Consider the following 24,748-nt stretch of genomic DNA (forward strand, 5'->3'; position numbering starts at 1 on the left):
TCAGTTCGCCCGCCCCTCGGCGTGCGAGAACACCTGGTCGGCGAACTGGGTGGCTTCCAGGTAGATCGCGGCCATGCGCTGGATGCGCTGTGGCTGGGCGTTCTGGCCGGTGAGCTCGCCGGCTTCCCAGGCGAAGATCTGCTCCAGCAGCGGGCCGAACGGGCCGCGGCCGCCGACCAAGGCGTCGGCGATCTCCGGCACCAGCGGCAGGTGGCTGAGCACGAACTCCATCGGTGCGCACATCAACGTGTCCAGCAGCGAGAACAGGCCGGTGGTGAAGGCCATTTCCTGCTTGTCGCGCGGCATGCCCGCGCCGGCGGCCAGCTTCTCGCACATGTGGGCACGGATCAGCGCCGCGCGCAGCAGCTCCGGCGGACGGTCGTCCAGGCCGCTGAGCGACATGGTGTAGATCCAGTTGCGCATGCGGGTGACGCCGAAGAAGATCGCCGCCTGCTGCACCGACTTCAGCTGCCGGGGCAGCGCGAAGTAGGCCGAGTTCACGCAGCTCAGCAGCTTGTAGCTGAGGATCGCGTCGTCACGAATGATGTCGCCCAGTTCGACCGGGCCGGGGTTGGACTCCTGCAGTTCGCGCATCAGGCGCAGCATGCTCAGCCGGTTGGCGGTGAGCACCGGCACCTCGACGGTCTCCGGGATCAGCAGGTAACGCCCCTGGATCGCCTGCAGCGGCAGTTCCAGGCAGCGCTGGTAGGTGGTGTGGTCGTCGACCTGGCCCGCGACGACCCAGATGCCGCGGTCATGCAGCTTCTGGCTGGTCTCGCGCAGGATCTCCGGACTCATCTTGCCGGCATCCAGGCGCACGAACTGCACGATCTGCAGCAGCGCCTCCAGCGCCGCCGAACCGGCCATCTCCGCATCGGTGATGTCGAGCATCAGCAGGCAGCCGCGCTGCGCCATCTGCTGCAGACGCTCCATCAGCGCGGTGTCCTGGGCCGCCGACGGTTCCAGCAACACGCCGAAGCGGGGCTGGTGCAACAGCACGTCGGTCTGCTCCAGCAGCAGGTCGCGCGACAGGCGCAGGAAGGTGCGGTTGCCCCGTACCAGCCGGGTGAGCGCGCCGTCGAGGATGGTCGACAGCACGCGCTGCATCAGCGCGGACTCCTCGATGCCCTCGCGGTGAAACAGGATTTCGTAGGCGAACAGCTGGCGCTTGGCGTCGAGCATCGGCAGCCGCACGACCGGCAGCGGCTGCTCGTTGTTGAGGGCTGCCGGGGCGGCGGGAGCGGAGACGGTGGCGACGGCTTCTTTCATGGGGAGGGGCTTCGCGCGTGCTTGCGGGGCCGGGGGAGCCCCGCGGAATTCGTGGGTTCAGGCTTCGGCCAGCGGCTGCGAGCGCGAGCGCAGCTGTACGCCGCCCGTCCGCCCGTAGACGCCGCCGTCCGGGTCCTGCCCGGTCAGGATCGACAGCGCGCGGCGGATGCTGCCGAGCCGCTGCCCGACCAGTTGGCCGTTTCTCTGGTTCATGTCGCGGCAGTCCGCCAGTGCCGGCAGCAGCGACTGCCAGCGCGATTCCAGCGCCAGGGCAGTGCGTGGTTCGGCCAGGTTGAGCTGCAGCCGCTCGGCGTCGAGCTGTTCGAGCGCCTGCATCAGCGCCTGCTTGCGGCTACCGGCCGCGTCCAGGGCAGCCACATCGGCGGCTAGCAGGGCGGTGCGTTCGTCGTCCAGCACGCCAGCCAGTTCGGCCAGCGTCTTCTGCATGTCGTCCAGCACGGTGCTCAGGGCGCCGTTCAGGCCGACTTGCAGGTGGGCATTCATGCGCCGCCGGCCGCCGGCTTGGTGCCGGCCATCTGGTGTTCCATCGAGAGCATGCCGTCGGCAATGCGCTCGGGGTTCACCTGGTAGGTGCCGGAGGCCAGCGACTGGCGGATGCGCTCCACCTTGGCCGTGTCGATCGGCGATGCGTCGCCGGAGCGGGCGGCTTCGGCCAGGGCGCGGGCCGAGTCGGTCAGGTTGACCTTGTCCGCACCGCCTGCGGTGCTGGCGGAGGCATCAGCCGGACCCGCCGGAGCGCCGCTGCCGGCCTGGGCACTACTGCCCTGGCTGACGTTCGCCTGCGGGAGCTTGGGCAATCCGTTGTTTGAAATCGTCGTGTTCATGGGTGTTTTCTCTGCTCGTATGAGCCCCTGTGTCCCCGGAATCGGCCGGTTGCGCAAGAACTTTAGGCCTGGCCAGTCAAAATATTTTCTTGCCCTAAGGTAGCGCCAATACTTCGCCGGGGCCGCGGACCATGGCATCGATCACGCGCCCGGAGCTTTCGTTGCGGACCCGCAGCCGGGCGCCGTTGTCGCCGCTGCCCAGCGCGACGCCGCCGGCTCGGACCTCGATACCCCCCAGATCGGCGACCACGGCGACGTGGTCGCCCGCCCGCACCATGTCGCGCCCGCCGAGAGCCGAGGGCGTCAGCACGCTGCCCGGGGGCAGTGGCCTGGCCAGGCTGCGGCCGGCGATCTGGTCGAGCCTGTCGAAGTAGCCGTAGCCGAGCCGGGTGATGTCGCGCGACTCGCTGCGCACGTCGCCCGGCTGGATGCCGTCGCCGCGCTGCAACGGATGGTTGGTGACCAGCACGTCGCGGAAGATCTGCAGGCTCACCGGGATGCGCACCGACCAGCCCGCGCCGGCGGTGCAGCGCACCTCCACGCTCATCCGCGGCCGTGGCGGGAGGTTGGGCGGCAGGCTGGCGGCCATCATGCCGTGGCAGTCGGCCAGGGCGAGCCGCGGGTCGACCGGGGCGGCCTGCGCCGTCACCCGGCTGCCGGGAGCGGAGTACTGCTGCACCAGCCACTGCTGCGCGAACGCGCTGACCGGATCGCCGCCGGCCACAGCGGGCAGGGCGACCAGGGCCAGCAGGGCACTCAGCAGTAGCCGGATGGGTTGGCTCATGCCTCGTCCGCGAGCAGCTGGGCCAGCTGGTTGACCAGCGCCTCGCGCTCGGCCTCGAGCGGGGCGGTCAGTGCGCCGGCCTCGGACTTGCGACCCTCGCACAGCAGGTCGACGAATGCGGTGCCGCGCTCGCCCAGCCGCTGGCAGGTATCGAGCATGCTCGCGGCGACCGGCTTCTCCCCCTGCAGGGCGAGCAGGCGCCCCAGCGCGCGTTGCAGCGCGTGGGTATCGAACCAGCGGCGGTCCAGCGCGGCCGGTTCGGCCAGTGCCAGCTCCATCGCCTGGCGCATCCCCTGGACCGACTCGCGCACGGTCAGGCTGAGTGCCGCCAGGTCCTTGCCGCTGCTGCCCTCCAGCCATTCCAGGCCCAGCCGCTGCGAGAGCAGGGCGGAGCGGGCGAGCACTTCGGACTGGCGGCGCGCCTCGGTGCTGCGCCGCTGCAGCGCGCCGAGGGTGGCCTGGGCGCTGGTGGCCCTTACGTGCTGGGCATCGTGGTTCTGGCGCAGGCCGGCGACCCGGTTGCGGGCCAGCTGCAGCGACTCGGTGCCGCGTTGCAGCGAATTGTCGGCCTGGCCCACGCCCTGCTGGGCCCGTTCCAGCCGCTGCATGCCCTGACGGACGTCGCCGTCGAGCTGCAGCGAGAACTCGCCGATCGAGCCGGTCACCGCCTCGATCTCGGTGGTGGTCTGGGCGGTCTTCTCGGCCAGCTGCTTGACCTCGTCGGCGACCACCGCGAAGCCGCGACCGGCCTCGCCGGCGCGCGCCGCTTCGATGGCCGCGTTGAGCGCGACCAGATTGGTCTGGTGGGCGATCTCCTGCACCGCGCCGGTGAGCTTGCGGATCTGCTCGACCTGCTCGGCCAGCTTGTTCTGGTTGCGGTTCATCGCCGCCATGGCGCTGCGCAGCAGGCGCAGCTGGCCGTCCAGCTCGCTGATGTTGCCGGCGCTGGCGTGACCGGCCTGGTCGGCGCTGTCGAGGCTGGCGGCGACCTGCTGCAGGGCCGTCGAGATCCCGGCGCTGCCGTCCGTCAAACGACCGACGCTGTCGCGGCACTCGCGGGCGGAATCCTCCATCGCCGCCTGTTCGCGGGCCAGCTGCTGGGAGGCGCCGAGCAGCAGGCTCTGCTGCTCGATGGTCTGCAGTGCGACACCGGCCGGCGGGCGTGGCGCGGCCAGCTTCAGCAGGGGCGCCAGCACCTCGGCCAGGGCCGGATGCCGGGCGCCGAGCCGGGCGAGTTGTGCCTCGTCCGACCGGGTGGCGGCTTGGACGAAGGCGGCCAGGTGCTGGCTGCGGATGAAGCTCATGGACGGGCATTTCCTTTAATAAGGGCAAGCGCCGGATCGGCCGCTGGCGACGGAACTTGAACAAGCAAGGCACATGCCATCGCCACCGCCGCCTGTCACTCAAGCCCCGGCGGCCGTGGCCGATAGGGATGCGTCCACCGCGCGCGCGGTGCCCACGGACCCGAGGAAACGCCGCATGAGTGGTGCGCTGCTTGAGAGCGTCGAACGTCACACCCGCCTGGCGGGCCACAACCGGGTGGCGATGCTGCTGTTCCGCCTCGGCGAGCCGCAGTTGTTCGGCATCAACGTATTCAAGGTGCGCGAGGTGCTGCGTCGTCCGCCGCTGGAGCGCATGCCCGGCGCCCATCCGCTGATCGCCGGCACCTGCGACTACCGCGGCCAGACCATCCCGGTGATCGACATGGCCGCCGCGCTCGGCTACGCGCCGCTGAAGGACGAGCCCTCGGCGCACCTGCTGGTGACCGAGTTCAGCCGCAGCGTGCAGGGCTTCCTGGTGGCCGACCTCAAGCACATGGTGCATTGTGCCGGCGAGACGCTGGTCACGCCCGAGCCCGCGCTCGGGTTCGGCACCAAGGTTAACGCGATCACCCGGGTCGACGGGTCGCTGGTGGCGGTGGTCGACGTCGAGCACGTGCTGGCCAGCATCCATGGCGTGCCGGGCGAGCTGTCGCCGCACATGCTGCGGGCGGTGGACGGCCATGCGATGAGCCCCCGTCGGGTGCTGGTGGTGGACGATTCGATCGTGGCGCGGCGCCAGGTCGAGGGCGTGTTCAAGCAGATGAACATCGAATGCGTGCTGGCTGAGGATGGCGTGCGCGCTCTGGCCAAGCTGCACGAGCTGATCGACGCGGATCCGTCCGAGCGCATCAACCTTGTCGTGTCGGACATCGAGATGCCGCAGATGGACGGCTACGCGCTGACCCGGGCAATCCGCGAGGAGCCGGCGCTGCGCCAGCTCAAGGTGGTGCTGCACAGCTCGATCAGCGGCATCTTCAATGAGGCGATGGTGCGGGAGGTGCATGCCGACCGCTTCATCGCCAAGTTCCAGCCCGACCAGCTCGCCCAGGCGGTGCTGGACCTGTTGCCGGGCTGACCCGGGTCGGCGGGCCGTCGCCGGCCGGCCGGTACGGCGACGGAAAACCGACTTCCACTCTCCCGGCGGCACCCCCTGATCGTCGCAAACCCGCGTACTGACGCGGTTTTTCTCTCGTGGCACGCGAATTGCCTCAAGCCCCGTGCGGTCCCACGCCGCGCGGAGGCAAGTCATGAGCGCACCCCTGGACAACCTGTTCGGCATCCACACCCAGGCGCTGGGTCTGTGGCAGCGCCGTAGCGAGGTGCTGGCCAGCAACCTGGCCAATGCCGACACGCCCGGCTACAAGGCGCGCGACATCGATTTCCGTGCCGCGCTCGAGCAGGCCAGTGGCCAGTCCGGCGGGCAGTTGCCGCTGAGTACGCCCTCGAGCGGGCAGATCGACCCGGTGGCGCAGCAGGCGGACAAGCTGCTGTGGCGCAATCCGACCCAGCCGAGCATGGACGGCAACACCGTCGACGAGCAGACCGAGCAGGCCAACTTCGCCGCCAACGGCGTGCACTACCAGGCCAGCCTGGCCTTCATCACCGCGCAGATCCGCATGCTGCGCACCGCTATCACGGGGTAATCGCCATGTCGATGTTCAAGATCTTCGATACCGCAGGTTCCGGCATGGCCGCGCAGACGCTGCGGCTGAACACCGTGGCCAGCAACCTGGCCAACGCCGACAGCGTATCCAGCACCGCGCAGGGCGCCTACCGCGCCCGCGAGCCGCTGTTCGCCGCGGTCAAGCAGCAGGTCGACGGCCAGCTCGGCGTCGCCGCCGACGCCGGCGCCACCGGCGTGAAGGTCGACGGGATCACCGAGAGCCAGGCGGCGATTCCCAGCCGCTACGAGCCCGGCAACCCGATGGCCGACGCCAGCGGCTACGTCTACGGCAGCAACGTCAACCCGGTGGACGAGCTGGTCAACATGATTTCCGCCTCGCGTTCCTACCAGAACAACGTCGAGGTGATGAACACCACCAAGCAGTTGATGGTGAAGACCCTGGACCTGGGCAAGTAAGCCCTCTCGGAGCGCACGCATGACCATCAACACCGCCAACACCATCGGCTCGGCCAACACCGCCGCCAGTGCCGCCAGCCAGGTCGGCAGCGCGGCCAAGGCCGGCAGCATGAGCCAGGCCGATTTCCTCAAGCTGATGACCGCACAGCTGCAATCGCAGGATCCCACCCATCCGGTGGACAACACCCAGTTCGTCTCCCAGATGGCGCAGTTCAGCCAGCTGCAGTCCACCCAGGACATGGTCAGTTCGGTGCAGACGCTCAACTCCACGGTGAACGGCGCGCTGCAGACCTCGCAGGTGCTCGGCTCGTCGAACCTGGTCAACCGCGTGGTGATGGTGCCGACCTCCACGCTGCAGTACGCCGGAGGCAGCGTCACCGCTGCGGCCAACGTCACCGCACCCGGCACGATGGCGGTCAATGTCCTCGATGCCAGCGGCAACGTGGTGCGCACGATGGCCGTGGACGCGACCAGTTCCGGACTCACCCAGTTCAGCTGGGACGGCAAGGACAACGCCGGCAACCAACTGCCTTCGGGCAGCTACTCGATCGCGGCCGCCAACGGCGACACGTCGTTCGACACCTATGTCGCCGGCAAGGTGACCGCCGTGGGCTACGGCGGCAGCACCGTCGGCACGTACCTGCAGGTGGCTGGCGTCGGCGGCGTCGCGCTCAGCCAGGTGGCCCAGATTCTCTGACGCACGCGTGGCATCTCCCTTCTCATCGAGGAACACCCCATGGCTCTGAACACCGCGCTCACCGGCATCAACGCCGCGCAGACCGACCTCAACGTCATCGCCAACAACATCGCCAACGCCAACACCGCTGGCTTCAAGGGCTCGCGCGCCGAATTCGCCGACGTATACGCGGTGACCGGCCTGAACCTCAACTCCACCGCCACCGGCAGCGGCGTGCGCACGCAGGACGTGGCGCAGCAGTTCGGCCAGGGCGACATCGAGACCACCAACAACTCGCTGGACATGGCGATCAGCGGCAACGGGTTCTTCGTGGTCAACGACGGCAGTGGCCCGGTCTACACCCGTGCCGGTGCGTTCCAGAAGAGCGCCGACGACTACGTCGAGACCTCCGCCGGCGCCAAGCTGCAGGTGTATCCGCCCAACGGCATCGGTGGGTTCGACACCAGCACCCTGACCGACCTCAAGCTGGTGTCCTCGCAGAGCAATGCCACCGCGACCTCGCTGATCACGCTCAACTCGAACCTGCCGGCCAGTGCCACCGTGCCGGCCACCGCGTTCAGCACCAGTGACGCCACCTCGTTCAACGCTGCCACGCCGGTGACCGTGTACGACTCGCAGGGCGGCTCGCACCAGGCCACCATCTACTACGTCAAGACCGGTACCAACGCCTGGGACGCGCACCTCTACGTGGACGGCAACAACGCCGGTACCCAGTCGATGACCTTCGACACCAGCGGCAACCTCGCCACGCCGGCCAACGGTACTCTGGCGTTCGGTGCGGTCAATCTCGGCAATGGCTCGAATCCGCTGACGCTCTCGCTGAACATCACCAACAGCACGCAGTTCGGCACCGACTTCGCGGCCGGCTCGATCGAGCAGAACGGCTTCGAGGCGGGCACGCTGTCGAACATCGACATCGACTCCAAGGGCGTGGTCACCGCCTATTACTCGAACAACCAGAGCACCCAGCTCGGCCAGATCGCGATCGCCAACTTTTCCAACGTGCAGGGGCTGCGCCAGCTCGGCAGCACGAACTGGGCTGCCAGCGGCGACTCGGGCGTGGCGCAGATGGGTACCGCCGGCACGGGCACCTTCGGCAGCCTGCAATCCGGTGCGCTGGAGACGTCCAATACCGCCGACACCACCGCCCAGCTGGTGAACATGATCAAGGCGCAGCGCAACTACCAGGCCAATGCGCAGGTGCTCAGCACCGACAGCACGCTGGCCAACACGCTGTTCAGTGCCGTCAGCCGCTGATAAGCCGCCATGGACCACTCCCTCTATGTAGCGATGACCGGGGCGACGCAGGTGATGCGCGCCCAGGAGGCGGTCAGCCACAACCTGGCCAACGCTTCCACCACCGGCTTCCGCGCCGAACTGACCGCCTTCCAGAGCCTGCCGGTGCAGGGTCCGGGCGAGGCCTCGCGCATCAATGCGGTGGCCCGCGGTATCGGCGTTGACACCACGCCGGGATCGATCACCACCACCGGCCGTCCGCTGGACGTGGCGGTGAAGGGGAGTGGCTGGATCGCGGTGCAGGCGCCGGATGGTTCGGAGGCTTACACCCGCGCGGGCGACCTGCAGTTGACCCCCGACGGTCTTTTGACGGATGCGGCCGGCAACCCGGTGCTCGGCGGCGGTGGTCCGATCAGCCTGCCGCCCAGCGCCGAGCTGCGCATCGGCGAGGACGGCACGATCTCCAGCGTGCCGCTCGGCGGCGGTCCGAACACCATCGCCGCGCTCGATCGCATCCGCCTGGTCAATCCCGATCCGACCCAGCTGGTGCAGGGCGGCGACGGCCTGATGCACCTGGCCGGGGGCGGCAGTGCGCCGGCCGATCCCACCGTGGAGGTGACGGCCGGAGCGCTGGAAAACAGCAACGTCAACGCCTCGTCGGAACTGGTGAAGATGATCGCGCTCTCGCGCCAGTACGACATGCAGATCAAGTCGATCAAGGCGGCCGAAGACAACGCGTCGTCGGCATCCAAATTGCTTCAGTCGAATTAACGACCGAATGCGTGACGGATCGCCGTCACCTCCCAGGAGTCCCCGAACATGCTCTCGTCCCTCTGGATTGCCAAGACCGGCCTCGATGCGCAGCAGACGCGCATGGATGTCATCTCGAACAACCTGGCCAACGCCAACACCACCGGCTTCAAGAGCTCGCGGGCGTCGTTCCAGGACCTGATGTACCAGAACCGCGCCCAGCCCGGCGCGCAGACCACCGAGCAGACGCTGTCGCCGACCGGCCTGATGCTGGGCACCGGCGTGCGCGTGGTCGGCACCGAGAAGCTGTTCACCCAGGGCGAGACCAGTCAGACCGGCAACTCGCTCGACGTGGCGATCCAGGGCCGCGGCTTCCTGCAGGTATCGATGCCCGACGGCACCATCGCCTATACCCGCGACGGCTCGCTGCATACCGACGCCAACGGCCAGCTGGTGACCGCCGACGGTTATCCGCTGAATCCCGGCATCACGCTGCCGTCCAACGTGCAGAGCATCACCATCGGCGCCGACGGCACCGTGTCGGCGACCACCAACGGTTCGGGCGCGGCGGTGCAGGTGGGCACGCTGCAGCTGGCGGATTTCGTCAATCCCGCCGGCCTGCAGCCGAAGGGCAACAACCTCTACATGGAAACCGCCTCCAGCGGTGCGCCGCAGACCGGCCAGCCCGGCCTCAACGGCATGGGCACGCTGATGCAGGGCGCACTGGAGTCCTCCAACGTCAACGTGGTGGAGGAGATGGTCAACATGATCGAGACCCAGCGCACCTACGAGATGAACTCCAAGGCCATCAGCAGCACCGACCAGATGCTGCAGGACCTGACCGACAAGATGTGAGGACGGCGATGAACGCGACCCCCCGAATCCTTCGTCTCGTCGTGCCGCTGGTGCTGCTGGCGCTGCCCGGCTGCGCCACGATGGCGCCATCGCACGACGACGCCCAGTGGGCCGCCACCGCGCCGGTCGAGCCGACCGCGGCGCCGGTCGCCGACGGTTCGATCTACCACGACAACCAGAACATGGAGCTGTTCGTCGATCCGCGCGCCCATCGCGTCGGCGACATCCTCACCGTGGTGCTGCAGGAGAGCACGCAGGCCAGCAAGAAGGCTTCCACCAGCACCAGCAAGACCGACAAGAACAGCTTCGAGGCCCCCGTGCTGCTGGGCAAGACGGCGACCCTCAACGGCAACCCGGCGAGCATCTCGCTCAACGGCGACCGCAGCTTCGCCGGTGATGGTTCGTCCAGCCAGAGCAACCAGCTCAGCGGCCAGATCACCGTCACGGTGGCCCAGCGCCTGTCCAACGGCAACCTGGTGGTGCGCGGCGAGAAGTGGCTGACGATCAACCAGGGCAAGGAGCTGATCCGCATCTCCGGCATCGTCCGCCCGCAGGACATCAACCCGGACAACAGCGTTTCTTCCAGCCGCGTCGCCGATGCGCGCATCGCCTACACCGGTCGCGGCTCGCTGGCCGACGCCAATACCCAGGGCTGGCTGACGCGCTTCTTCAATTCCAAGTGGATGCCGTTCTGATGAAAACGCGCCAGTTGACCAGGCACCTGCGCAACACTGCTGTACCGGCGTCCGTGCATGCGCCGCACGAGGTGCGCGTGCAGGAGCACCCGCTGCCGGACGAACTGCTCGGCGCACGGGCAACCGACGCCCGTCGCCGCAGCGAGCTGCGGCGGGCCCTGCTGCGCTGGCGGCAGGCCGGCGCGGTATTGCTGGCGGTGTTCGGCCTGGGCCTGGGACTGGCCGGGCCGGCGCATGCCGACAAGATCCGCGACCTGACCTCGGTGGCCGGGGTGCGCACCAACCAGCTGATCGGCTACGGCCTGGTGGTTGGTCTGGACGGCTCGGGCGACCAGACCACCCAGGCGCCGTTCACCACGCAGAGCCTGGAAAACATGCTGCAGCAGTTCGGCATCGTGGTGCCGGCCAATGCACGCCCCCAGCTGAAGAATGCCGCCGCGGTGATCGTCACCGCCGACCTGCCGCCGTTCGCCAAGCCGGGCCAGACCATCGACGTCACCGTCGCCTCGATCGGCAATGCCAAGACGCTGCGCGGTGGCCAGCTGCTGATGGCGCCGCTGAAGGGCGCCGACGGCAATACCTATGCGATCGCCCAGGGCAGCGTGGTGATCGGCGGCATCAGCGCGCAGGGCAAGAGCGGCTCCAGCGTGCAGGTGAACATCTCCGATTCCGGCCGCATTCCCAATGGCGCCACGGTGGAGCGCGCGGTGCCCTCGTCGTTCGCCAGCGGCGGCGACCTGGTGCTCAACCTCAACACGCCGGACTTCACCACCGCCTCGCGCGTGGTGCAGGCGATCAACGCCGCCTACGGCGCCGGCACCGCCAACGCGCTGGACGGCGGCTCGATCGCCGTGCGCAGCCCGCAGGATCCGTCGCAGAAGGTCTCCTGGCTGGGCGACATCCAGAACATCGACGTCACCCCCGGCGATCCGCCGGCGCGGGTGGTGGTCAACTCGCGCACCGGCACGGTGGTGATCGGCTCGGACGTGCGGGTCACCGCCGCGGCGGTGGCGCACGGCTCGATCCAGGTGACCATCAGCGAGCAGCCGCTGGTCAGCCAGCCCGGGGCGTTCAGCAAGGGACAGACCGCGGTGGTGCCGTCCAGCGACGTGCAGGTCAGCGAGAACGGCGGGCACATGTTCAAGTTCGGTCCCGGCGTGAGCCTGGATACCATCGTGCGCGCGGTGAACCAGGTGGGCGCGGCGCCGAGCGACCTGATCTCGATCCTGCAGGCGCTCAAGCAGGCCGGTGCGCTGCATGCGGACCTCGTGGTGATCTGACATGGCCGGCGGCGTCGACAGCGTTGCGCAGGGAGTCAGCACCTGGACGGATCTGTCCGGTTTCGACGCCCTGCGCCAGAGCGCCCAGACCGATGCCAAGTCGGCGCTGCCGATCGTCGCCAAGCAGTTCGAGTCGATCTTCACCCAGATGGTGCTCAAGTCGATGCGCGACGCCAACTTCGGCGATCCCAACTTCGACAGCCAGGCGAGCACCTCGTGGCAGGGGCTGGCCGACCAGCAGCTGGCGGTCACGCTGTCATCGCAGGGGCACGGTCTGGGCATCGCCGAGATGCTGGTGCGTCAGCTCGGCGGCAAGGATGTGCATGCCGCAAGCGGTGCCGCCGGCAACAACTGGCAATCCCGGTTGGGTTCGGTCGCCGCCGCGCTGGGGGCTTCCACCGGCGCCGCCGCCCCGGCTTCGGCGGGCCCCGGCACGTCCGGCTGGGACGACCCGGAGGCCGACACCATGAGCTCGGTCGCCGGCGCGCTGGGCAGTGCGGCCACGGCGGCTTCCCGGCTGGTGCCGGGTGACCCGGTGAGTTTCGTGACCACGATGGCCCCGTTCGCGAAGAAGGCCGCGCAGAAGCTCGGCGTGTCGGTGCGTGCGGTGCTGGCGCAGGCCGCGCTGGAAACGAAGTGGGGACAGCACATGCCGCGCCATGTCGACGGCACGTCCAGCAACAACCTGTTCGGCATGAAGGCCGGCTCCAGCTGGGACGGTGGCAGCGTCAGCGTGCCGACGCTGGAAGTGGAGGGCGGGGTGCCGGTGCGCCGGCGCGCGGCGTTCCGCGCCTACGAGTCGCCCGCGCAGTCGTTCAACGACTACGCACGGCTGCTCGGCGACAACCCGCGTTACGCGCAGGCGCTGGGCAAGGGCGACGACGTGGCCGGGTTTGCCCACGGCCTGGTCCAGGGCGGCTACGCGACCGACCCGGACTACGCCCGCAAGATCGCGGCGATCGCCAACAGCCCGGCGATGCGCCAGGCGCTGGACGCGCTCAAGAACGGCGCGTTGGCGCCGATGTCCTCCGAATGAACGCCTGGATCTAGCCCATGGCCAATCTTTTCAGCACCGGTGTCTCCGGCCTCAACGCGGCGCAGGTCGCGCTGAACACCGTGGGCAACAACATCGCCAATGCGGGCACCGACGGCTACAGCCGCGAGGTGGTGCTGCAGGCCGAGCGCGTCGTGCCGCAGGCCGCGCGCTACACGGTCGGCGGCGGCGTCGACGTGACCGCGGTCGAGCGCGCCTATTCCAGCTACCTGACTCAGGCGGTGTGGACCAGCAATGGCAACCTGCAGCGTGCCAACACCTACAACGACTTGGCCGGAACGCTGAATAGCATGCTCAATGCCAGCGGCGATCTGCAGGGGGCGCTGGACAGCTTCTACGGCGGCTTCGATACGGTCGCCAACACGCCCAACGACAGCTCGGCGCGGCAGGCGGCACTGGGCAACGCGTCAGCACTTGTTTCCGTGTTCAACACGCTGGGTACCCAGTTCGCCAGCCAGCAGCAGCAGATCAACGGGCAGATCGGCAGCACCGTCGCCAGCGTCAACACCACACTGGACAACATCGCTAGCCTCAACAAGAAGATCCACGAGACTCTGGGCAGCAGCACGCCCAACGCGTTGCTGGACCAGCGCGACGCGCTGGTGAACACGCTGTCCGGCTACCTCGGGGTCACGGCCGTGGCGCAGACCGACGGCACCATGAGCGTGTACAGCAGCAGTGGCCAGGCACTGGTCAGCGGCAGCAGTGCATTCAAGCTCAGCGTCGCCAACGATGCCTATGACGCCAGCCGCACCAATGTGTTCGACAGCAGCGGCACCGATATCACCACGCGCCTTTCCGGCGGTTCGCTGGGGGCGATGCTGGATTACCGGGCCAACGTGCTGGAGCCGGCGCAGAACCGCCTCGGCCAGGCGGCCATCGCGCTGGCGACCAGCGTCAATGCGCAGCAGGGCAAGGGCCTGGACCTCAACGGGCAGCCCGGTGCGCCGATCTTCTCGCTGCCGACGCCGCAGGCGATGGCCTCGAAGAACAACACCGGCAATGCCGCGGTGGGCGTGCAGGTCAGCGACGTCAACGCGCTGGACAACGCGGACTACACGCTGCGCTACGACGGTAGCAACTGGAGCATGAGCACCACGGCCGGCCAGCCGGTGGCGCTTACCACCAACCCAGACGGCACCCTGAGCGGTGCCGGGCTCACCCTGAGCGTGTCCGGCTCGGCGCAGGCGGGAGACAGTTTCCGCATCGAGCCGACCCGCAACGCTTCCACCGGGCTGGCGGTGGCCATGACCGATCCGTCCGGGATCGCTGCCGCCGCGGCGGTGCAGGCGCAGCCGGCCAGCGGGAATACCGGCAGCTCGGCGGTGGCGTCGCTGCAGGTAACCGATGCCAGCAATGCGGCGCTCTCCAGCAACGTGACCGTGAGCTTCCCGACGGCCGGCACCTATGCCATCACCGATACCGCCAGCGGCACTGTGCTCGGCAGCGGTGCCTACACCCCGGGGCAGGCGCTCGCGGCCAATGGCTGGAGCCTGACCCTCTCCGGCGCACCGGCCGCCGGCGACAGCTACGCGGTGAGCGCCAACAGCAACGGCCTGAACGACAACTCGAACGCGCTTGCCCTCTCCTCGCTGGCCGACAGCAAGGTCCTCGCCGGCGGCAGCCGCTCGGTGATCGGCAACTACACGCTGCTGACCACCGAGATCGGCAACGCCGGTGCGCAAGCGGCCAGCAACGTCACCACCCAGACCAGCCTGCACAGCCAGGCGATGTCGTCGCAGCAGGCCGTCTCCGGCGTCAACCTCGATGAGGAGGCCGCCAACATGGTGAAGTACCAGCAGGCCTACCAGGCCTCCGCGCAGGTCATTTCCACCGCCCAGACCATCTTCAACAGCCTGCTCTCGGCCGTTCACGGGTAATCGCCATGCGCCTCTCGACCAACTGGATGTTCCAGCAATCGCTCGGCACGATGCTCAACCAGCAGAGCGCGCTGGCGGCTGCGCAGAACCAGGTGAGTTCCGGCAAGCGCATCAACGTGGCCTCCGACGACCCGGCCGGCGCCGGCCGCATGGTCAGCCTCGACCACATCATCGCGGCCAATACCCAGTACACCGCCAACATCGATGCGGCCAACACGCGCCTGAATACGTCGCAGTCCACGCTCAACTCGGTCAACGACCTGTACAACAGTGCGCGCGACCTCACGCTGCAGGCGCTCAACGGTTCGTTGTCGGACAGCGACCGCCAGGCGATCGCCGTCCAGCTGGGCCAGATGCGCGACCAGTTGCTGCAGATGGCCAACACCACCGACGCCACCGGCCAGGCGCTGTTTGCCGGCACCAGCAACACCAGTGCGCCATTCGTGAAGAACGCGGACGGCAGCGTGAGCTACACCGGCAACGAGAGTCAGCCGCACGCATCGATCGGCAGCGGCCTGACCGTGCCGGTCGGCGAGTCGGGCAGCAGCCTGTTCATGGGACTTCCCCCCGGCAACGGCCAGTTCGTCGCCTCGGCCGGCGCCGCCAACACGGGTACCCTGGTCGTCGGCTCGAACGAGGTCAGCGATCCGGCGGCCTATGCCGCGGGTATCGCCACCAATGGCGGCTACACGCTCACCTTCGATGGCGCCGGCAACTGGACCGCGACCGATGCTTCGGGCAACCCGGCCGTGGATGCCGGCGGCAATCCGCTCACCGGCACCTATGCGCCGGGCGGCAGCATCAGCTTCAACGGGCTGACCGTGAATCTCTCCGGCACGCCGCAGGCGGGCGACACGGTGGGCATCCAGTCGGGTGGATCGCAGGACGTGTTCACCACGTTCAACAATATGATCTCGGCGCTGCAGTCCGGCGGCAGCAGCCCGCAGATGGTCAACGTGCTGAATCGCCAGCTCGAATCGCTCGACCAGGCGCAGGCGGGCGTCAGCCGCGCGGAGGTGGATATCGGCGGTCGTACCAATGCCCTGACTGCACAGCGCGCCGCTTACCAGGACCTCAACGTCACCTACAAATCCACGCTGTCCGATACGCGCGATGTGGATGTCTATTCGGCGATCAGCCAGTTGTCGATCCAGTCCGCCGCATTGCAGGCATCCCAGCAGGTATTTGCGCAGGTGAAATCCATGAGCCTGTTCAACTACATCAAGTAGCCCTGCTTCGCCGCACTGCCATCGACCGAAAAACGCCGCGCCTTTGCGCGGCGTTTTCCGTTTCAGCAGGATCGGCCGGAAACCCTCAAGTGGCGCGGCTTCCGGCCGATGCAGGCCAAGGTTTCTGTCGCGGTCCGCGTCGTGCGAAACACGTCGCGAAAAAAAAGCAAGTGCAGGTGCTCAAGTAATTTTCACCCGTGACGAAACAGTCCCTGAGGCGGATGGCATCCCATACGGAACCCCGCCGGGAAAACAACCCAAAGCCCATCCGATCCGGCACTAAACGGTTTCCGACAGGAGAGTTCCCATGTCATTCGTGATCAACACCAACGTTTCCTCGCTGAACGCCCAGAACAATCTGGACAAGTCGCGCAATGCGCTCGCCCAGGCCACGCAGCGCCTGTCCTCGGGCCTGAAGATCAACAGCGCCGCGGACAACGCTGCCGGCTTCGCGATCTCGCAGCGCTACACCACGCAGATCGGCGGTCTGGCCCAGGCCAGCGCCAACGCCTCGGACGCGATCAACCTGGCGCAGACCACCGGTTCGGCGCTCGATCAGGTGACCGCCAACCTGCAGGCGATCCGCGACCTGGCCGCGCAGTCGGCCAACGGCACCTACAGCAACGCCGACCGCGCCACGATCGACAACGAAGTGCAGCAGCGTCTGCAGGAAATCACCCGCATCGCGAACCAGACCACGTTCAACGGCAAGAAGGTGCTGGACGGCTCGCTGCAGTCGCAGAGCTTCCAGATCGGCGCCAACGTGGGCCAGACGGTTTCCGTGGCGCTGGGCCAGAGCGTGAAGGCGTCCGACCTGGGCCAGGTGGCCGAGGTCAAGTCCGGCGACATCAGCTCGGTCTTCACCGGCTCCGCCGGCCTGACCCTGAAGGCCGGTGACCTGAGCGTCAACGGCACGGCCGTCACCGGCAACTTCACCACCGCGAGCAGCCTGGCGACCGCCTTGAACGCGGCCTACACCGCCAGCGGCACCGGCTCGGGTGCGACCTTCACGGTCAACGGCAGCAACGAGATCGTCATCAACAATAGCGCCGACAGCACCAACGCTGTCACCATCGCCGGCAGCAACACCCTCGGCCTGGCAACGGTTGCCGCCAGCGGCACCGGTAGCGCATCGACCGGCGTCAGCGCGGCAGTGTCTGCAGCCGCCACCCCGACCAACCTGTCCAGCGAAGGCCTGAAGATCAACGGCACCTCGGTGGACCTGAGCGGCGTGAAGAGCCTGCAGGACCTGTCCGACGCGATCAACGCGGCTGGCGTGGACGGTGTCAGTGCCGCGGTGAGCGCTGACGGCAAGGGCGTGAACTTCTACTCCAACAGCGCGCTGACCATCGCCGACACCGGCGGCAACATCATCGGTACCAACGCAACCGACGCTAATGCCGGTGCAGGCTATACGGCCGGTACGGCGGCAGCGACCGGTGGCTCGCTGGCCAGCGGTTCGGTGGGCACGGTGGACGGTGCCAACGACGTGATCTCCCGCGTCGACGTGGCGCTGAAGTCGGTCAGCGACTTCGCCGCCCAGCTGGGCGCGGTGCAGAACCGCTTCCAGTCGACGATCTCCACGCTGGCGGCGCAGTCGACCAACCTGAAGGCCTCGCAGTCGACCATCCAGGACGCGGACTTCGCGGCCGAGACGGCGAACCTGAGCAAGGCCCAGGTGCTGCAGCAGGCAGGTATCTCGGTGCTGGCCCAGGCCAACTCGCAGCCGCAGCAGGTGCTCAAGCTCCTGCAGTAACCGAGCAAGGCGTGAGGGTGGCCGATAGCGACCCTCACGCCACTCTCGGCAACACACCAAGGCGGTGCCGGCTAACGGCCCGCCTTTTTTAAATGCATCGATGAGGACCCGGTCGGCACGCGGTTGCTGACCGGTACATTTTGACCGGGGCGAGGGAATAGGTATGTCGTTCGTCATCAACACTAACGTTTCGTCGCTGAACGCCCAGAACAATCTGGACAAGTCGCGCAATGCGCTCGCCCAGGCCACGCAGCGCCTGTCCTCGGGCTTGAAGATCAACAGCGCCGCGGACAACGCTGCCGGCTTCGCGATCTCGCAGCGCTACACCACGCAGATCGGCGGTCTGGCCCAGGCCAGCGCCAACGCCTCGGACGCGATCAACCTGGCGCAGACCACCGGTTCGGCGCTCGATCAGGTGACCGCCAACCTGCAGGCGATCCGCGACCTGGCCGCGCAGTCGGCCAACGGCACCTACAGCAACGCCGACCGCGCCACGATCGACAACGAGGTGCAGCAGCGTCTGCAGGAAATCACCCGTATCGCGAACCAGACCACGTTCAACGGCAAGAAGGTGCTGGACGGCTCGCTGCAGTCGCAGAGCTTCCAGATCGGCGCCAACGTGGGCCAGACGGTTTCCGTGGCGCTGGGCCAGAGCGTGAAGGCGTCCGACCTGGGCCAGGTGGCCGAGGTCAAGTCCGGCGACATCGCTGCGGCTTTCACCGGCACCACGGGCCTTACCCTCAAGACGGGCGATCTGACGATCAATGGCCAGAGCGTGGTCGGCAATTTCACCTCGGAGAGCGGTTTCGCTTCCGCGGTGTCCGCGGCATATGCGGCCAGCGGCGCCACGGGAGCGACGTTCGGCTTTGACGCCAGCAACTTCAATATCAACAATTCGGGCGGGTCTGCCGCCATTACCCTCGGCGGCACGCAGGCCGCCAGTTTGGTGGCCAGCGGTACCGTCAATACCGGCACGACATTGATGGTTGGCAAGAGCACGCTCGATACGGCTTTTTCTGCCCCAGCCACGCCGCCCGACCTGTCGACCGAAGGCCTGAAGATCAACGGCACCTCGGTGGACCTGAGCGGCGTGAAGAGCCTGCAGGACCTGTCCGACGCGATCAACGCGGCCGGCGTGGACGGTGTCAGTGCCGCGGTGAGCGCTGACGGCAAGGGCGTGAACTTCTACTCCAACAGCGCGCTGACCATCGCCGACACCGGCGGCAACATCATCGGTACCAACGCAACCGACGCTAATGCCGGTGCGGGCTATACGGCCGGTACGGCAGCAGCGACCGGTGGCTCGCTGGCAAGCGGTTCGGTGGGCACGGTGGACGGTGCCAACGACGTGATCTCCCGCGTCGACGTGGCGCTGAAGTCGGTCAGCGACTTCGCCGCCCAGCTGGGCGCGGTGCAGAACCGCTTCCAGTCGACGATCTCCACGCTGGCGGCGCAGTCGACCAACCTGAAGGCCTCGCAGTCGACCATCCAGGACGCGGACTTCGCGGCCGAGACGGCGAACCTGAGCAAGGCCCAGGTGCTGCAGCAGGCAGGTATCTCGGTGCTGGCCCAGGCCAACTCGCAGCCGCAGCAGGTGCTCAAGCTCCTGCAGTAACCGGCTGAGGGCAGGGGGCCGCCCCGGCGGCTCCGGGTTCCGGTGAAATCCACGGCGGCATCGGCTGGTTCGATGCCGCCGTCGTCTTTTCGTCGCCGGCGTGGCGGTCGATATCCGTACCGGAGCCCCGTAGCGGCCGCGACGCCGCCTCGAAAGGGCTGCGGAAGGGGACGGACCGCTTCAGTATCCGGCGGCCCGGCCGATACCCGAAGCAAGGGACGGTGGCATGTCCGCAGGCGATTTCGGGCCGCATCGGAGATACGTTCCGCGTGGCTGGCGAGGTTCTTGCAGAAAGGCCCCGGTGGACGTGAATTCGTCCGCCAACCGTCAAAATTTCCACGGGTACCGGCATGACCACCATCAGCGGCCTCACGTCCACCAGCACCACGTCGACGAGCTCATCGAGCAGCACGACGCCGACCAGTGGCACCGGAAGCGCCGTGCTGTCATCGGCGGGCATCGGTTCGGGCCTGGACGTCAACAGCATCGTGACCGCGCTGGTCAATGCAAAGAAGGCGGGACCGCAGGCGCAGATCACCGACCGCCAGACCCAGACCAATGCGACCCTGGCCGGCTTGGCTTCGCTGCAGAGTGGGCTGACTTCGCTGCAGTCGGCGCTGTCCAAGCTCACCCTCACCAGCACATTCCAGAGTTTCGGCGCCACCCTTGCCGATACCACGGTCGGCAGCGCCACCACCCTGAGCAGCGCCCAGCCCGGAACCTACTCGCTGGTGGTCAACAACCTGGCGGCGGCGCAGAAGCGCGCGAGCAGCGCCTACGGGTCCACTACCGCGGTGGGCGACGGCACGCTGACCCTGGCGGTGGGCAGCAACAGCGTGAATGTGGCGGTATCGGCCACCGACACGATTTCGGACATCGCCGCGAAGATCAATGGCGCGTCCGGCAATCCCGGCGTCGAGGCGACCGTGGTCAACGGCGCCAGCGGCGCCCAGCTGCTGCTCAGCTCGGCCAAGACCGGCGTGGCCAACGGCTTCACCGTGACCGCCGGTTCGGGCAGCAGCAGCGGCCTGTCCACGTTGGCCACCCAGCTGAACACGGCCGGCTCCAGCGAAGCCAAGGACGCCAGCCTGAGCCTGGACGGCATTGCCATCACCAGCGCCAGCAACAGCGTCAGCGGCGCGATCGACGGCGTCACCCTGAATCTGTCGGCGGCCGGCAGTACCACGTTGACCGTCACCCGCGACAACAGTGCGGCGACCGATGCCATCCAGGGCTTCGTCGATGCGTACAACAGCTACCAGCAGACGGTCGGGACGCTTTCCAGCTACGACAGCACCACCGGCCAGGCCGGCATCCTGCTGGGCGACACCACGCTTAACTCGGTGCAGCGGCAGATTTCCGGCGTGCTCAGCAGCAAGGTCGCCGGCAACAGCATCGGCTCGCTGGCGGTCCTGGGCATCACGCGCCAGGCCGATGGCACGCTGGCGCTGGACAGCAGCAAGCTGAGCGCGGCGCTCGACAGCAATCCGTCGGCGGTGCAGGACCTGTTCTCCGGCACCAACGGCTATGCGACCAAGCTCAACTCTTCCCTGGACGGCTTCACCAGTTCGAGTGGCGTGATCGCCACGCGGCAGCAGAGCCTCAACGACAGCCTGACCAAGCTCGGCACCCAGCAGACCCAGCTCGACCAGCGCATGAGCGTGTACCAGCAGCAGCTGCTGCAGCAGTACAACGCGCTGGACACGCTGATGTCGCAGCTGAACAACACCAGCAGCTACCTCACCAGCCAGCTGGCCGCGCTGGAAGCGACCTACACCAAGACCAAGTAAGTGATTTCACGGAGCACCCCATGACCTACGGACCGATGCGCCACGCCAGCGCCCTCTACCAGCAGAACAGCGTGTCCGGCGGCGTCGAAAGCGCCGACCCGCACCAGCTCGTCGGCATGCTGCTCGACGGCGCGCTGGACCGGATCGCGCAGGCCCGCGGGCACGTCCAGCACGGCAACGTGGCGGCCAAGGGCACCTGTATCTCCAAGGCGGTGGCGATCGTCGGGGAACTGCGCGACAGCCTCGACCACAAGGTGGATCCGTCCTTCAGCCAGCGGCTGGAGTCGCTGTACGAGTACGTCATCCGCCGGCTGCTGTACGCCCAGCTGCACGATGACCTGGCTGCCCTGGACGAAGCTTCGCGCCTGCTCGCACCGGTGCGTGAGGGCTGGCAGGGCATCCGCGGCGCCTATCTGGCGCAGGCGGAGGCGCAGAAGGGCTGATGGAATCCGTCGCTCACCCGGATCTGCAGCGCGCGCTGGAACTCAGCGCCCGGATGCTGTCCAGCGCCCGCGAGGGCGACTGGGCCGCGGCCACGGCACATCAGGCAGAGTGCGACCGGCTGTTGCGGCAGGCTCCGGTCAATGCCGCGGGCTTGATGGCTTTGCGCCGGCTCTACCAGGATCAGCAGGAACTGCTGGGTCTGGCGGCAGCCGCCCGCGAGGCGGTGGAGCAGAAGCGGGCGCACGCCCGCACGGGCCACCGTGCCGTGAGCGCCTACATCACCGCTGCCGGTTCGTCCTGAGCGCGGCGCGCCGTTCATTGCCGCCGGATGCATCGGCGGTTCCGCGGGAGATCGACATGTCCCATGCCCTGTGGCCCGAATTCTCTGAACGCGTCAGCGTGGCCGACGAGCTGCGCGTGGCGGTGACGGCGCGTGACGTGGATGCGGACGCCGCTTCGCTGGCGCGGCTGGCCGAGCGCAACGTGGCCGCGATGGCCAGCATCGCGGCGCTCGAGGAACGACGGCCGGAGCCCGAGGACGACGGCCCGGTCATGCAGGAGCTGGCCCGTCTGGATGCCAAGCTGAACGCGCTGGTCGAACTGGTCGGCCGGGCGCTGCAGCCGGCCGGCAGCCTTCCGCTGCGGCGGGCCGTGCGCTTCAACGTGCTGGGCATCGTGGTGCCGTCCGACCTGCTGCCCGTCGGGCAGGATCTCTGCGTGCGGTGGCATCCTGATATATGTCCCAGCCTGGTGCTGGAGTTGCCCGCCTCGCTCGAATGCTCGTTCGATGACGGTCGCGCGTTTCTCGCCTTCCGCCCCCTCGGCGAGGCCCACGCCGACGCACTGGAACGCCTCGTGTTCCGCACGCATAGGCGCAAAATTGCCGAGACGCGTCAGTCCCTGACCTGAGCTGGATGGACCGAAAGGGTCATCACGATACGGAAAGCCTGCAACCGATTGCAGGTGACGGCCGGCGAGTGTGATCCGATTCACGCTCCGGGGTGTCGGCGCGAAATTTTTTTGGCGGCGCCGGCAACCCGTCGTGCCACATTTGGTCACTGTCCCCGCCATGAAAACGCGTGAATGCCAGAGTTACATGAGCGTTTCGTGATCGACTTCACACGATGCTCCGGCCTCTTCACGCGAGGTGACCAAACGCGTCGCTTCAGGTGACGTTTATCTACTGCGAAACGCCGCATGCGTGGCCTTCTTCTTGCTCCCTGTTCCGGGCAAGGGGCGACGGGAAACCGTCATCCCTGAAAACTGAAAGCGGCTCCCCCACCCCACGCCGCTCCCACCCGAAGCACGAGCAAGAGGCGTTACCACGATGGACAACACGGACTTCCTGGTCTTCGAGTCGAATCCCTCCCGGTCCGACTCTGTCATGGCGGCCTTGCAGTTCCTTGGGTTTCATCCGCGGCGCATCGACGACCAGCCGGTCGCCGGCACCGGTCGCGGCATCTATGTCGGCGAGGTGACGGATGCATGCCTGCTGGATCGGCAGCTCGACCAGCTCGGCGGCGACAGCCAGGCCGTCGTGCTGGTGGCCGACGACGCGCCGCTCGCCTCGCGCCTGCTTTCGCCCGGCGCCGCATTCGCCGGCCGGGTGGTGGCGATCCGCTTTCCGCTGCGCTACGAGCAGTTTGCCGAGGCGGTGCGCCAGGCCTGCAAACCGTTGCAGGGGCTGCGTCGTACCGAGCAGCGCTTCGTCGGCGAGTCCCGCGCGATGGCTCGCGTCAATTCGCTGATCCGCCAGGTCGCCCCGTTCGATTCCAGCGTGCTGGTGCTGGGCGAGTCCGGCACCGGCAAGGAAATGGTTGCCCGCACCATCCACGACTGCTCGTCGCGCAAGGACAAGCCGTTCATCGCGATCAACTGCGGCGCGATCCCGGCCGAGCTGCTGGAGAGCGAGCTGTTCGGCCACGAGAAGGGTGCCTTCACCGGCGCGATCAGCGCCCGCAAGGGTCGCTTCGAGCTGGCCGAGGGCGGCACGCTGTTCCTGGACGAGATCGGCGACATGAGCCTGCCGATGCAGGTGAAGCTGCTGCGCGTGCTGCAGGAGCGCGTGTTCGAGCGCGTCGGCGGCAACAAGACCCAGCGCTGCGACGTGCGCATCATCGCCGCCACCCACCGTAATCTGGAGCAGGCGATCGTCGACGGCAAGTTCCGCGAAGACCTGTTCTACCGCCTGAGCGTGTTCCCGCTGGAGCTGCCGGCGCTGCGCGAGCGGCTGGAAGACCTGCCGGTGCTGATCGAAGAGTTCAACCAGCGCCTGGAAAGCCGCGGGGTCGGCTCGGTGAAGTTCTCTACCGGTGCGCTGCAGACCCTGCGTGGCTACGGCTGGCCGGGCAACGTGCGCGAGCTGTGCAACCTGGTCGAGCGGCTGGCCATCCTCTATCCGCATGCCGAAGTCCGCGCCGGCGAGCTGCCGGAGCGCTACCGCGGCAACGTCGCGGTGGAAGAGCCGAGCGGCCATCGGCTGCTCGAGGTGATGGACACGCCGGTAGTCGAGGCCGCCCGTGCGGTCAACGATGCGGCCCTGCTGCCCGAGGGCGGCATCGACCTGAAGGATTACCTGGCCGACATCGAGGTCGGGCTGATCCGCCAGGCGCTGGATGCCACCGGCGGCGTGGTGGCGCATGCCGCCAAGCTGCTGCGCATGCAGCGCACAACCCTGGTCGAGAAGCTGCGCAAGTACGGCCTGCAGAACGGCCTGGCGGCCTGACGCAGGCACCACGCCTGGATGGCACGCATCGTGCAGCAACGGCACTGGAACCCGTCACGCGTTGGAAATCCGTCATGAGCACGATCGACGTCAACAACCTGCTTTCCCAGATGCGCCAGATGTCCACGCAGGTGCGTTCGCCGGAGGTGGCGTTTTCCTCCACCGCGATGCCGGCGACGTCGCCGGCGGCGACTCCCGCTGGCGGCTTTGGTGCGGTGCTGCGGCAGTCGATCGCCGCAGTCGGCGACAGCCAGGCCGAGGCCGGCCGCATGGCGGCGGCGTTCGAGCGTGGCGACAAGGGCGCCGACCTCGCCCGCACGATGGTGGCGATCCAGAAGGCCGACCTCTCGCTCAACGCGATGACCCAGGTCCGCAACAAACTGGTCGACGCCTACAAAGACATCATGAACATGCCGGTCTGAGCGCGGCTCTCCCCACCCCG

General features: G+C 67.8%; 25 protein-coding genes. 20 read left to right on the top strand and 5 right to left on the bottom strand.

From position 1 onward, the window contains the following. The 5 genes from NC595_RS06675 to NC595_RS06695 all read right to left on the bottom strand — a co-directional run bounded on the left by NC595_RS06675 (nt 1) and on the right by NC595_RS06695 (nt 4,202). Nucleotides 1-1,269: an EAL and HDOD domain-containing protein gene (locus NC595_RS06675; protein WP_253565540.1), complete on the bottom strand. Its 1,269-nt coding sequence runs from the start codon at nt 1,267-1,269 to the stop codon at nt 1-3. Nucleotides 1,270-1,326: 57 nt separating this feature from the next. Further along, the gene (locus NC595_RS06680) at nt 1,327-1,773 is read right to left on the bottom strand and encodes a flagella synthesis protein FlgN (RefSeq protein ID WP_253565541.1); all 447 of its coding nucleotides are present in this window, start codon (nt 1,771-1,773) and stop codon (nt 1,327-1,329) included. Next, complete coding sequence (flgM, locus tag NC595_RS06685; RefSeq protein ID WP_253565543.1) at nt 1,770-2,114, bottom strand: flagellar biosynthesis anti-sigma factor FlgM; 345 nt, start codon at nt 2,112-2,114, stop codon at nt 1,770-1,772. Before flgM ends, NC595_RS06680 begins: the two co-directional genes overlap by 4 nt. A 94-nt stretch (nt 2,115-2,208) precedes the next feature. After that, a complete protein-coding gene (flgA, locus tag NC595_RS06690) occupies nt 2,209-2,898 on the bottom strand; it encodes a flagellar basal body P-ring formation chaperone FlgA (protein ID WP_253565544.1) in 690 nt (229 codons plus the stop codon). Then, nucleotides 2,895-4,202, bottom strand: coding sequence for a methyl-accepting chemotaxis protein (locus NC595_RS06695; RefSeq protein ID WP_289623583.1), 1,308 nt, complete (start codon nt 4,200-4,202; stop codon nt 2,895-2,897). The genes flgA and NC595_RS06695 overlap by 4 nt, the downstream gene beginning before the upstream one ends. A gap of 175 nt (nt 4,203-4,377) precedes the next feature. Here NC595_RS06695 and NC595_RS06700 point away from each other — a divergent pair, with 175 nt between their 5' ends. The 20 genes from NC595_RS06700 to fliE all read left to right on the top strand — a co-directional run bounded on the left by NC595_RS06700 (nt 4,378) and on the right by fliE (nt 24,728). Then, nucleotides 4,378-5,295, top strand: a complete 918-nt coding sequence (locus NC595_RS06700; RefSeq protein WP_253565546.1) for a chemotaxis protein — start codon at nt 4,378-4,380, stop codon at nt 5,293-5,295. Nucleotides 5,296-5,467: 172 nt separating this feature from the next. Further along, nucleotides 5,468-5,863 (top strand): flagellar basal body rod protein FlgB, encoded by a 396-nt coding sequence (gene flgB / locus NC595_RS06705; RefSeq protein ID WP_253565547.1) that lies wholly within the window; start codon nt 5,468-5,470, stop codon nt 5,861-5,863. Between the two features lie 5 nt (nt 5,864-5,868). Further along, a complete protein-coding gene (gene flgC, locus NC595_RS06710) occupies nt 5,869-6,300 on the top strand; it encodes a flagellar basal body rod protein FlgC (RefSeq protein WP_253565549.1) in 432 nt (143 codons plus the stop codon). A 19-nt stretch (nt 6,301-6,319) separates the two neighbouring features. After that, the gene (locus NC595_RS06715; protein WP_253565551.1) at nt 6,320-6,997 is read left to right on the top strand and encodes a flagellar hook assembly protein FlgD; all 678 of its coding nucleotides are present in this window, start codon (nt 6,320-6,322) and stop codon (nt 6,995-6,997) included. Between the two features lie 39 nt (nt 6,998-7,036). Then, the gene (gene flgE, locus NC595_RS06720) at nt 7,037-8,254 is read left to right on the top strand and encodes a flagellar hook protein FlgE (RefSeq protein WP_253565552.1); all 1,218 of its coding nucleotides are present in this window, start codon (nt 7,037-7,039) and stop codon (nt 8,252-8,254) included. A gap of 9 nt (nt 8,255-8,263) precedes the next feature. Then, on the top strand, nt 8,264-9,004 hold the full coding sequence (gene flgF / locus NC595_RS06725) for a flagellar basal-body rod protein FlgF (RefSeq protein ID WP_253565554.1): 741 nt from the start codon (nt 8,264-8,266) through the stop codon (nt 9,002-9,004). 48 nt (nt 9,005-9,052) lie between these two features. Continuing rightward, nucleotides 9,053-9,838, top strand: coding sequence for a flagellar basal-body rod protein FlgG (gene flgG / locus NC595_RS06730; protein ID WP_063669931.1), 786 nt, complete (start codon nt 9,053-9,055; stop codon nt 9,836-9,838). Nucleotides 9,839-9,846: 8 nt separating this feature from the next. Next, nucleotides 9,847-10,533 (top strand): flagellar basal body L-ring protein FlgH, encoded by a 687-nt coding sequence (gene flgH, locus NC595_RS06735; RefSeq protein ID WP_253565555.1) that lies wholly within the window; start codon nt 9,847-9,849, stop codon nt 10,531-10,533. Next, on the top strand, nt 10,533-11,813 hold the full coding sequence (locus NC595_RS06740; protein ID WP_253565559.1) for a flagellar basal body P-ring protein FlgI: 1,281 nt from the start codon (nt 10,533-10,535) through the stop codon (nt 11,811-11,813). Before flgH ends, NC595_RS06740 begins: the two co-directional genes overlap by 1 nt. 1 nt (nt 11,814) lies before the next feature. Further along, on the top strand, nt 11,815-12,849 hold the full coding sequence (gene flgJ, locus NC595_RS06745) for a flagellar assembly peptidoglycan hydrolase FlgJ (protein WP_253565561.1): 1,035 nt from the start codon (nt 11,815-11,817) through the stop codon (nt 12,847-12,849). A gap of 17 nt (nt 12,850-12,866) precedes the next feature. Further along, nucleotides 12,867-14,747 (top strand): flagellar hook-associated protein FlgK, encoded by a 1,881-nt coding sequence (gene flgK / locus NC595_RS06750; protein ID WP_253565563.1) that lies wholly within the window; start codon nt 12,867-12,869, stop codon nt 14,745-14,747. A 5-nt stretch (nt 14,748-14,752) separates the two neighbouring features. Next, nucleotides 14,753-15,976, top strand: a complete 1,224-nt coding sequence (gene flgL / locus NC595_RS06755; protein ID WP_253565565.1) for a flagellar hook-associated protein FlgL — start codon at nt 14,753-14,755, stop codon at nt 15,974-15,976. 307 nt (nt 15,977-16,283) lie between these two features. After that, nucleotides 16,284-17,732: a flagellin N-terminal helical domain-containing protein gene (locus tag NC595_RS06760; RefSeq protein ID WP_253565567.1), complete on the top strand. Its 1,449-nt coding sequence runs from the start codon at nt 16,284-16,286 to the stop codon at nt 17,730-17,732. 163 nt (nt 17,733-17,895) lie between these two features. Further along, on the top strand, nt 17,896-19,347 hold the full coding sequence (locus NC595_RS06765; protein ID WP_253565569.1) for a flagellin N-terminal helical domain-containing protein: 1,452 nt from the start codon (nt 17,896-17,898) through the stop codon (nt 19,345-19,347). Nucleotides 19,348-19,697: 350 nt separating this feature from the next. Next, nucleotides 19,698-21,137: a flagellar filament capping protein FliD gene (fliD, locus tag NC595_RS06770; RefSeq protein ID WP_253565571.1), complete on the top strand. Its 1,440-nt coding sequence runs from the start codon at nt 19,698-19,700 to the stop codon at nt 21,135-21,137. Between the two features lie 20 nt (nt 21,138-21,157). Further along, nucleotides 21,158-21,580, top strand: a complete 423-nt coding sequence (gene fliS / locus NC595_RS06775) for a flagellar export chaperone FliS (protein WP_253565573.1) — start codon at nt 21,158-21,160, stop codon at nt 21,578-21,580. Continuing rightward, a complete protein-coding gene (gene fliT, locus NC595_RS06780; RefSeq protein ID WP_253565574.1) occupies nt 21,580-21,882 on the top strand; it encodes a flagellar protein FliT in 303 nt (100 codons plus the stop codon). Before fliS ends, fliT begins: the two co-directional genes overlap by 1 nt. 56 nt (nt 21,883-21,938) lie before the next feature. Beyond that, nucleotides 21,939-22,490, top strand: coding sequence for a PilZ domain-containing protein (locus NC595_RS06785; RefSeq protein WP_253565576.1), 552 nt, complete (start codon nt 21,939-21,941; stop codon nt 22,488-22,490). A 418-nt stretch (nt 22,491-22,908) separates the two neighbouring features. Next, the gene (locus NC595_RS06790) at nt 22,909-24,306 is read left to right on the top strand and encodes a sigma-54 dependent transcriptional regulator (protein WP_253565578.1); all 1,398 of its coding nucleotides are present in this window, start codon (nt 22,909-22,911) and stop codon (nt 24,304-24,306) included. Nucleotides 24,307-24,380: 74 nt separating this feature from the next. Next, entirely contained in the window at nt 24,381-24,728 is a 348-nt protein-coding gene (fliE, locus tag NC595_RS06795) for a flagellar hook-basal body complex protein FliE (RefSeq protein ID WP_253565580.1), read from the top strand. Nucleotides 24,729-24,748: the final 20 nt, after the last annotated feature.

This window comes from Dyella lutea (assembly GCF_024158035.1).
GTDB classification, from domain to species: Bacteria; Pseudomonadota; Gammaproteobacteria; order Xanthomonadales; family Rhodanobacteraceae; genus Dyella_A; species Dyella_A lutea.

What these genes read in the sequence shown, in the direction of transcription:
- flgA (WP_253565544.1), bottom strand. Translation starts at nt 2,898, where the DNA reads ATGAGCCAACCCATCCGGCTACTGCTGAGTGCCCTGCTGGCCCTGGTC.
- NC595_RS06700 (WP_253565546.1), top strand. Translation starts at nt 4,378, where the DNA reads ATGAGTGGTGCGCTGCTTGAGAGCGTCGAACGTCACACCCGCCTGGCG.
- flgH (WP_253565555.1), top strand. Translation starts at nt 9,847, where the DNA reads ATGAACGCGACCCCCCGAATCCTTCGTCTCGTCGTGCCGCTGGTGCTG.
- fliD (WP_253565571.1), top strand. Translation starts at nt 19,698, where the DNA reads ATGACCACCATCAGCGGCCTCACGTCCACCAGCACCACGTCGACGAGC.
- flgE (WP_253565552.1), top strand. Translation starts at nt 7,037, where the DNA reads ATGGCTCTGAACACCGCGCTCACCGGCATCAACGCCGCGCAGACCGAC.
- flgJ (WP_253565561.1), top strand. Translation starts at nt 11,815, where the DNA reads ATGGCCGGCGGCGTCGACAGCGTTGCGCAGGGAGTCAGCACCTGGACG.
- NC595_RS06695 (WP_289623583.1), bottom strand. Translation starts at nt 4,202, where the DNA reads ATGAGCTTCATCCGCAGCCAGCACCTGGCCGCCTTCGTCCAAGCCGCC.
- NC595_RS06790 (WP_253565578.1), top strand. Translation starts at nt 22,909, where the DNA reads ATGGACAACACGGACTTCCTGGTCTTCGAGTCGAATCCCTCCCGGTCC.
- NC595_RS06680 (WP_253565541.1), bottom strand. Translation starts at nt 1,773, where the DNA reads ATGAATGCCCACCTGCAAGTCGGCCTGAACGGCGCCCTGAGCACCGTG.
- NC595_RS06765 (WP_253565569.1), top strand. Translation starts at nt 17,896, where the DNA reads ATGTCGTTCGTCATCAACACTAACGTTTCGTCGCTGAACGCCCAGAAC.
- flgF (WP_253565554.1), top strand. Translation starts at nt 8,264, where the DNA reads ATGGACCACTCCCTCTATGTAGCGATGACCGGGGCGACGCAGGTGATG.
- NC595_RS06675 (WP_253565540.1), bottom strand. Translation starts at nt 1,269, where the DNA reads ATGAAAGAAGCCGTCGCCACCGTCTCCGCTCCCGCCGCCCCGGCAGCC.
- NC595_RS06715 (WP_253565551.1), top strand. Translation starts at nt 6,320, where the DNA reads ATGACCATCAACACCGCCAACACCATCGGCTCGGCCAACACCGCCGCC.
- fliE (WP_253565580.1), top strand. Translation starts at nt 24,381, where the DNA reads ATGAGCACGATCGACGTCAACAACCTGCTTTCCCAGATGCGCCAGATG.
- NC595_RS06740 (WP_253565559.1), top strand. Translation starts at nt 10,533, where the DNA reads ATGAAAACGCGCCAGTTGACCAGGCACCTGCGCAACACTGCTGTACCG.
- flgM (WP_253565543.1), bottom strand. Translation starts at nt 2,114, where the DNA reads ATGAACACGACGATTTCAAACAACGGATTGCCCAAGCTCCCGCAGGCG.
- flgC (WP_253565549.1), top strand. Translation starts at nt 5,869, where the DNA reads ATGTCGATGTTCAAGATCTTCGATACCGCAGGTTCCGGCATGGCCGCG.
- fliS (WP_253565573.1), top strand. Translation starts at nt 21,158, where the DNA reads ATGACCTACGGACCGATGCGCCACGCCAGCGCCCTCTACCAGCAGAAC.
- flgG (WP_063669931.1), top strand. Translation starts at nt 9,053, where the DNA reads ATGCTCTCGTCCCTCTGGATTGCCAAGACCGGCCTCGATGCGCAGCAG.
- fliT (WP_253565574.1), top strand. Translation starts at nt 21,580, where the DNA reads ATGGAATCCGTCGCTCACCCGGATCTGCAGCGCGCGCTGGAACTCAGC.
- flgK (WP_253565563.1), top strand. Translation starts at nt 12,867, where the DNA reads ATGGCCAATCTTTTCAGCACCGGTGTCTCCGGCCTCAACGCGGCGCAG.
- NC595_RS06760 (WP_253565567.1), top strand. Translation starts at nt 16,284, where the DNA reads ATGTCATTCGTGATCAACACCAACGTTTCCTCGCTGAACGCCCAGAAC.
- NC595_RS06785 (WP_253565576.1), top strand. Translation starts at nt 21,939, where the DNA reads ATGTCCCATGCCCTGTGGCCCGAATTCTCTGAACGCGTCAGCGTGGCC.
- flgL (WP_253565565.1), top strand. Translation starts at nt 14,753, where the DNA reads ATGCGCCTCTCGACCAACTGGATGTTCCAGCAATCGCTCGGCACGATG.
- flgB (WP_253565547.1), top strand. Translation starts at nt 5,468, where the DNA reads ATGAGCGCACCCCTGGACAACCTGTTCGGCATCCACACCCAGGCGCTG.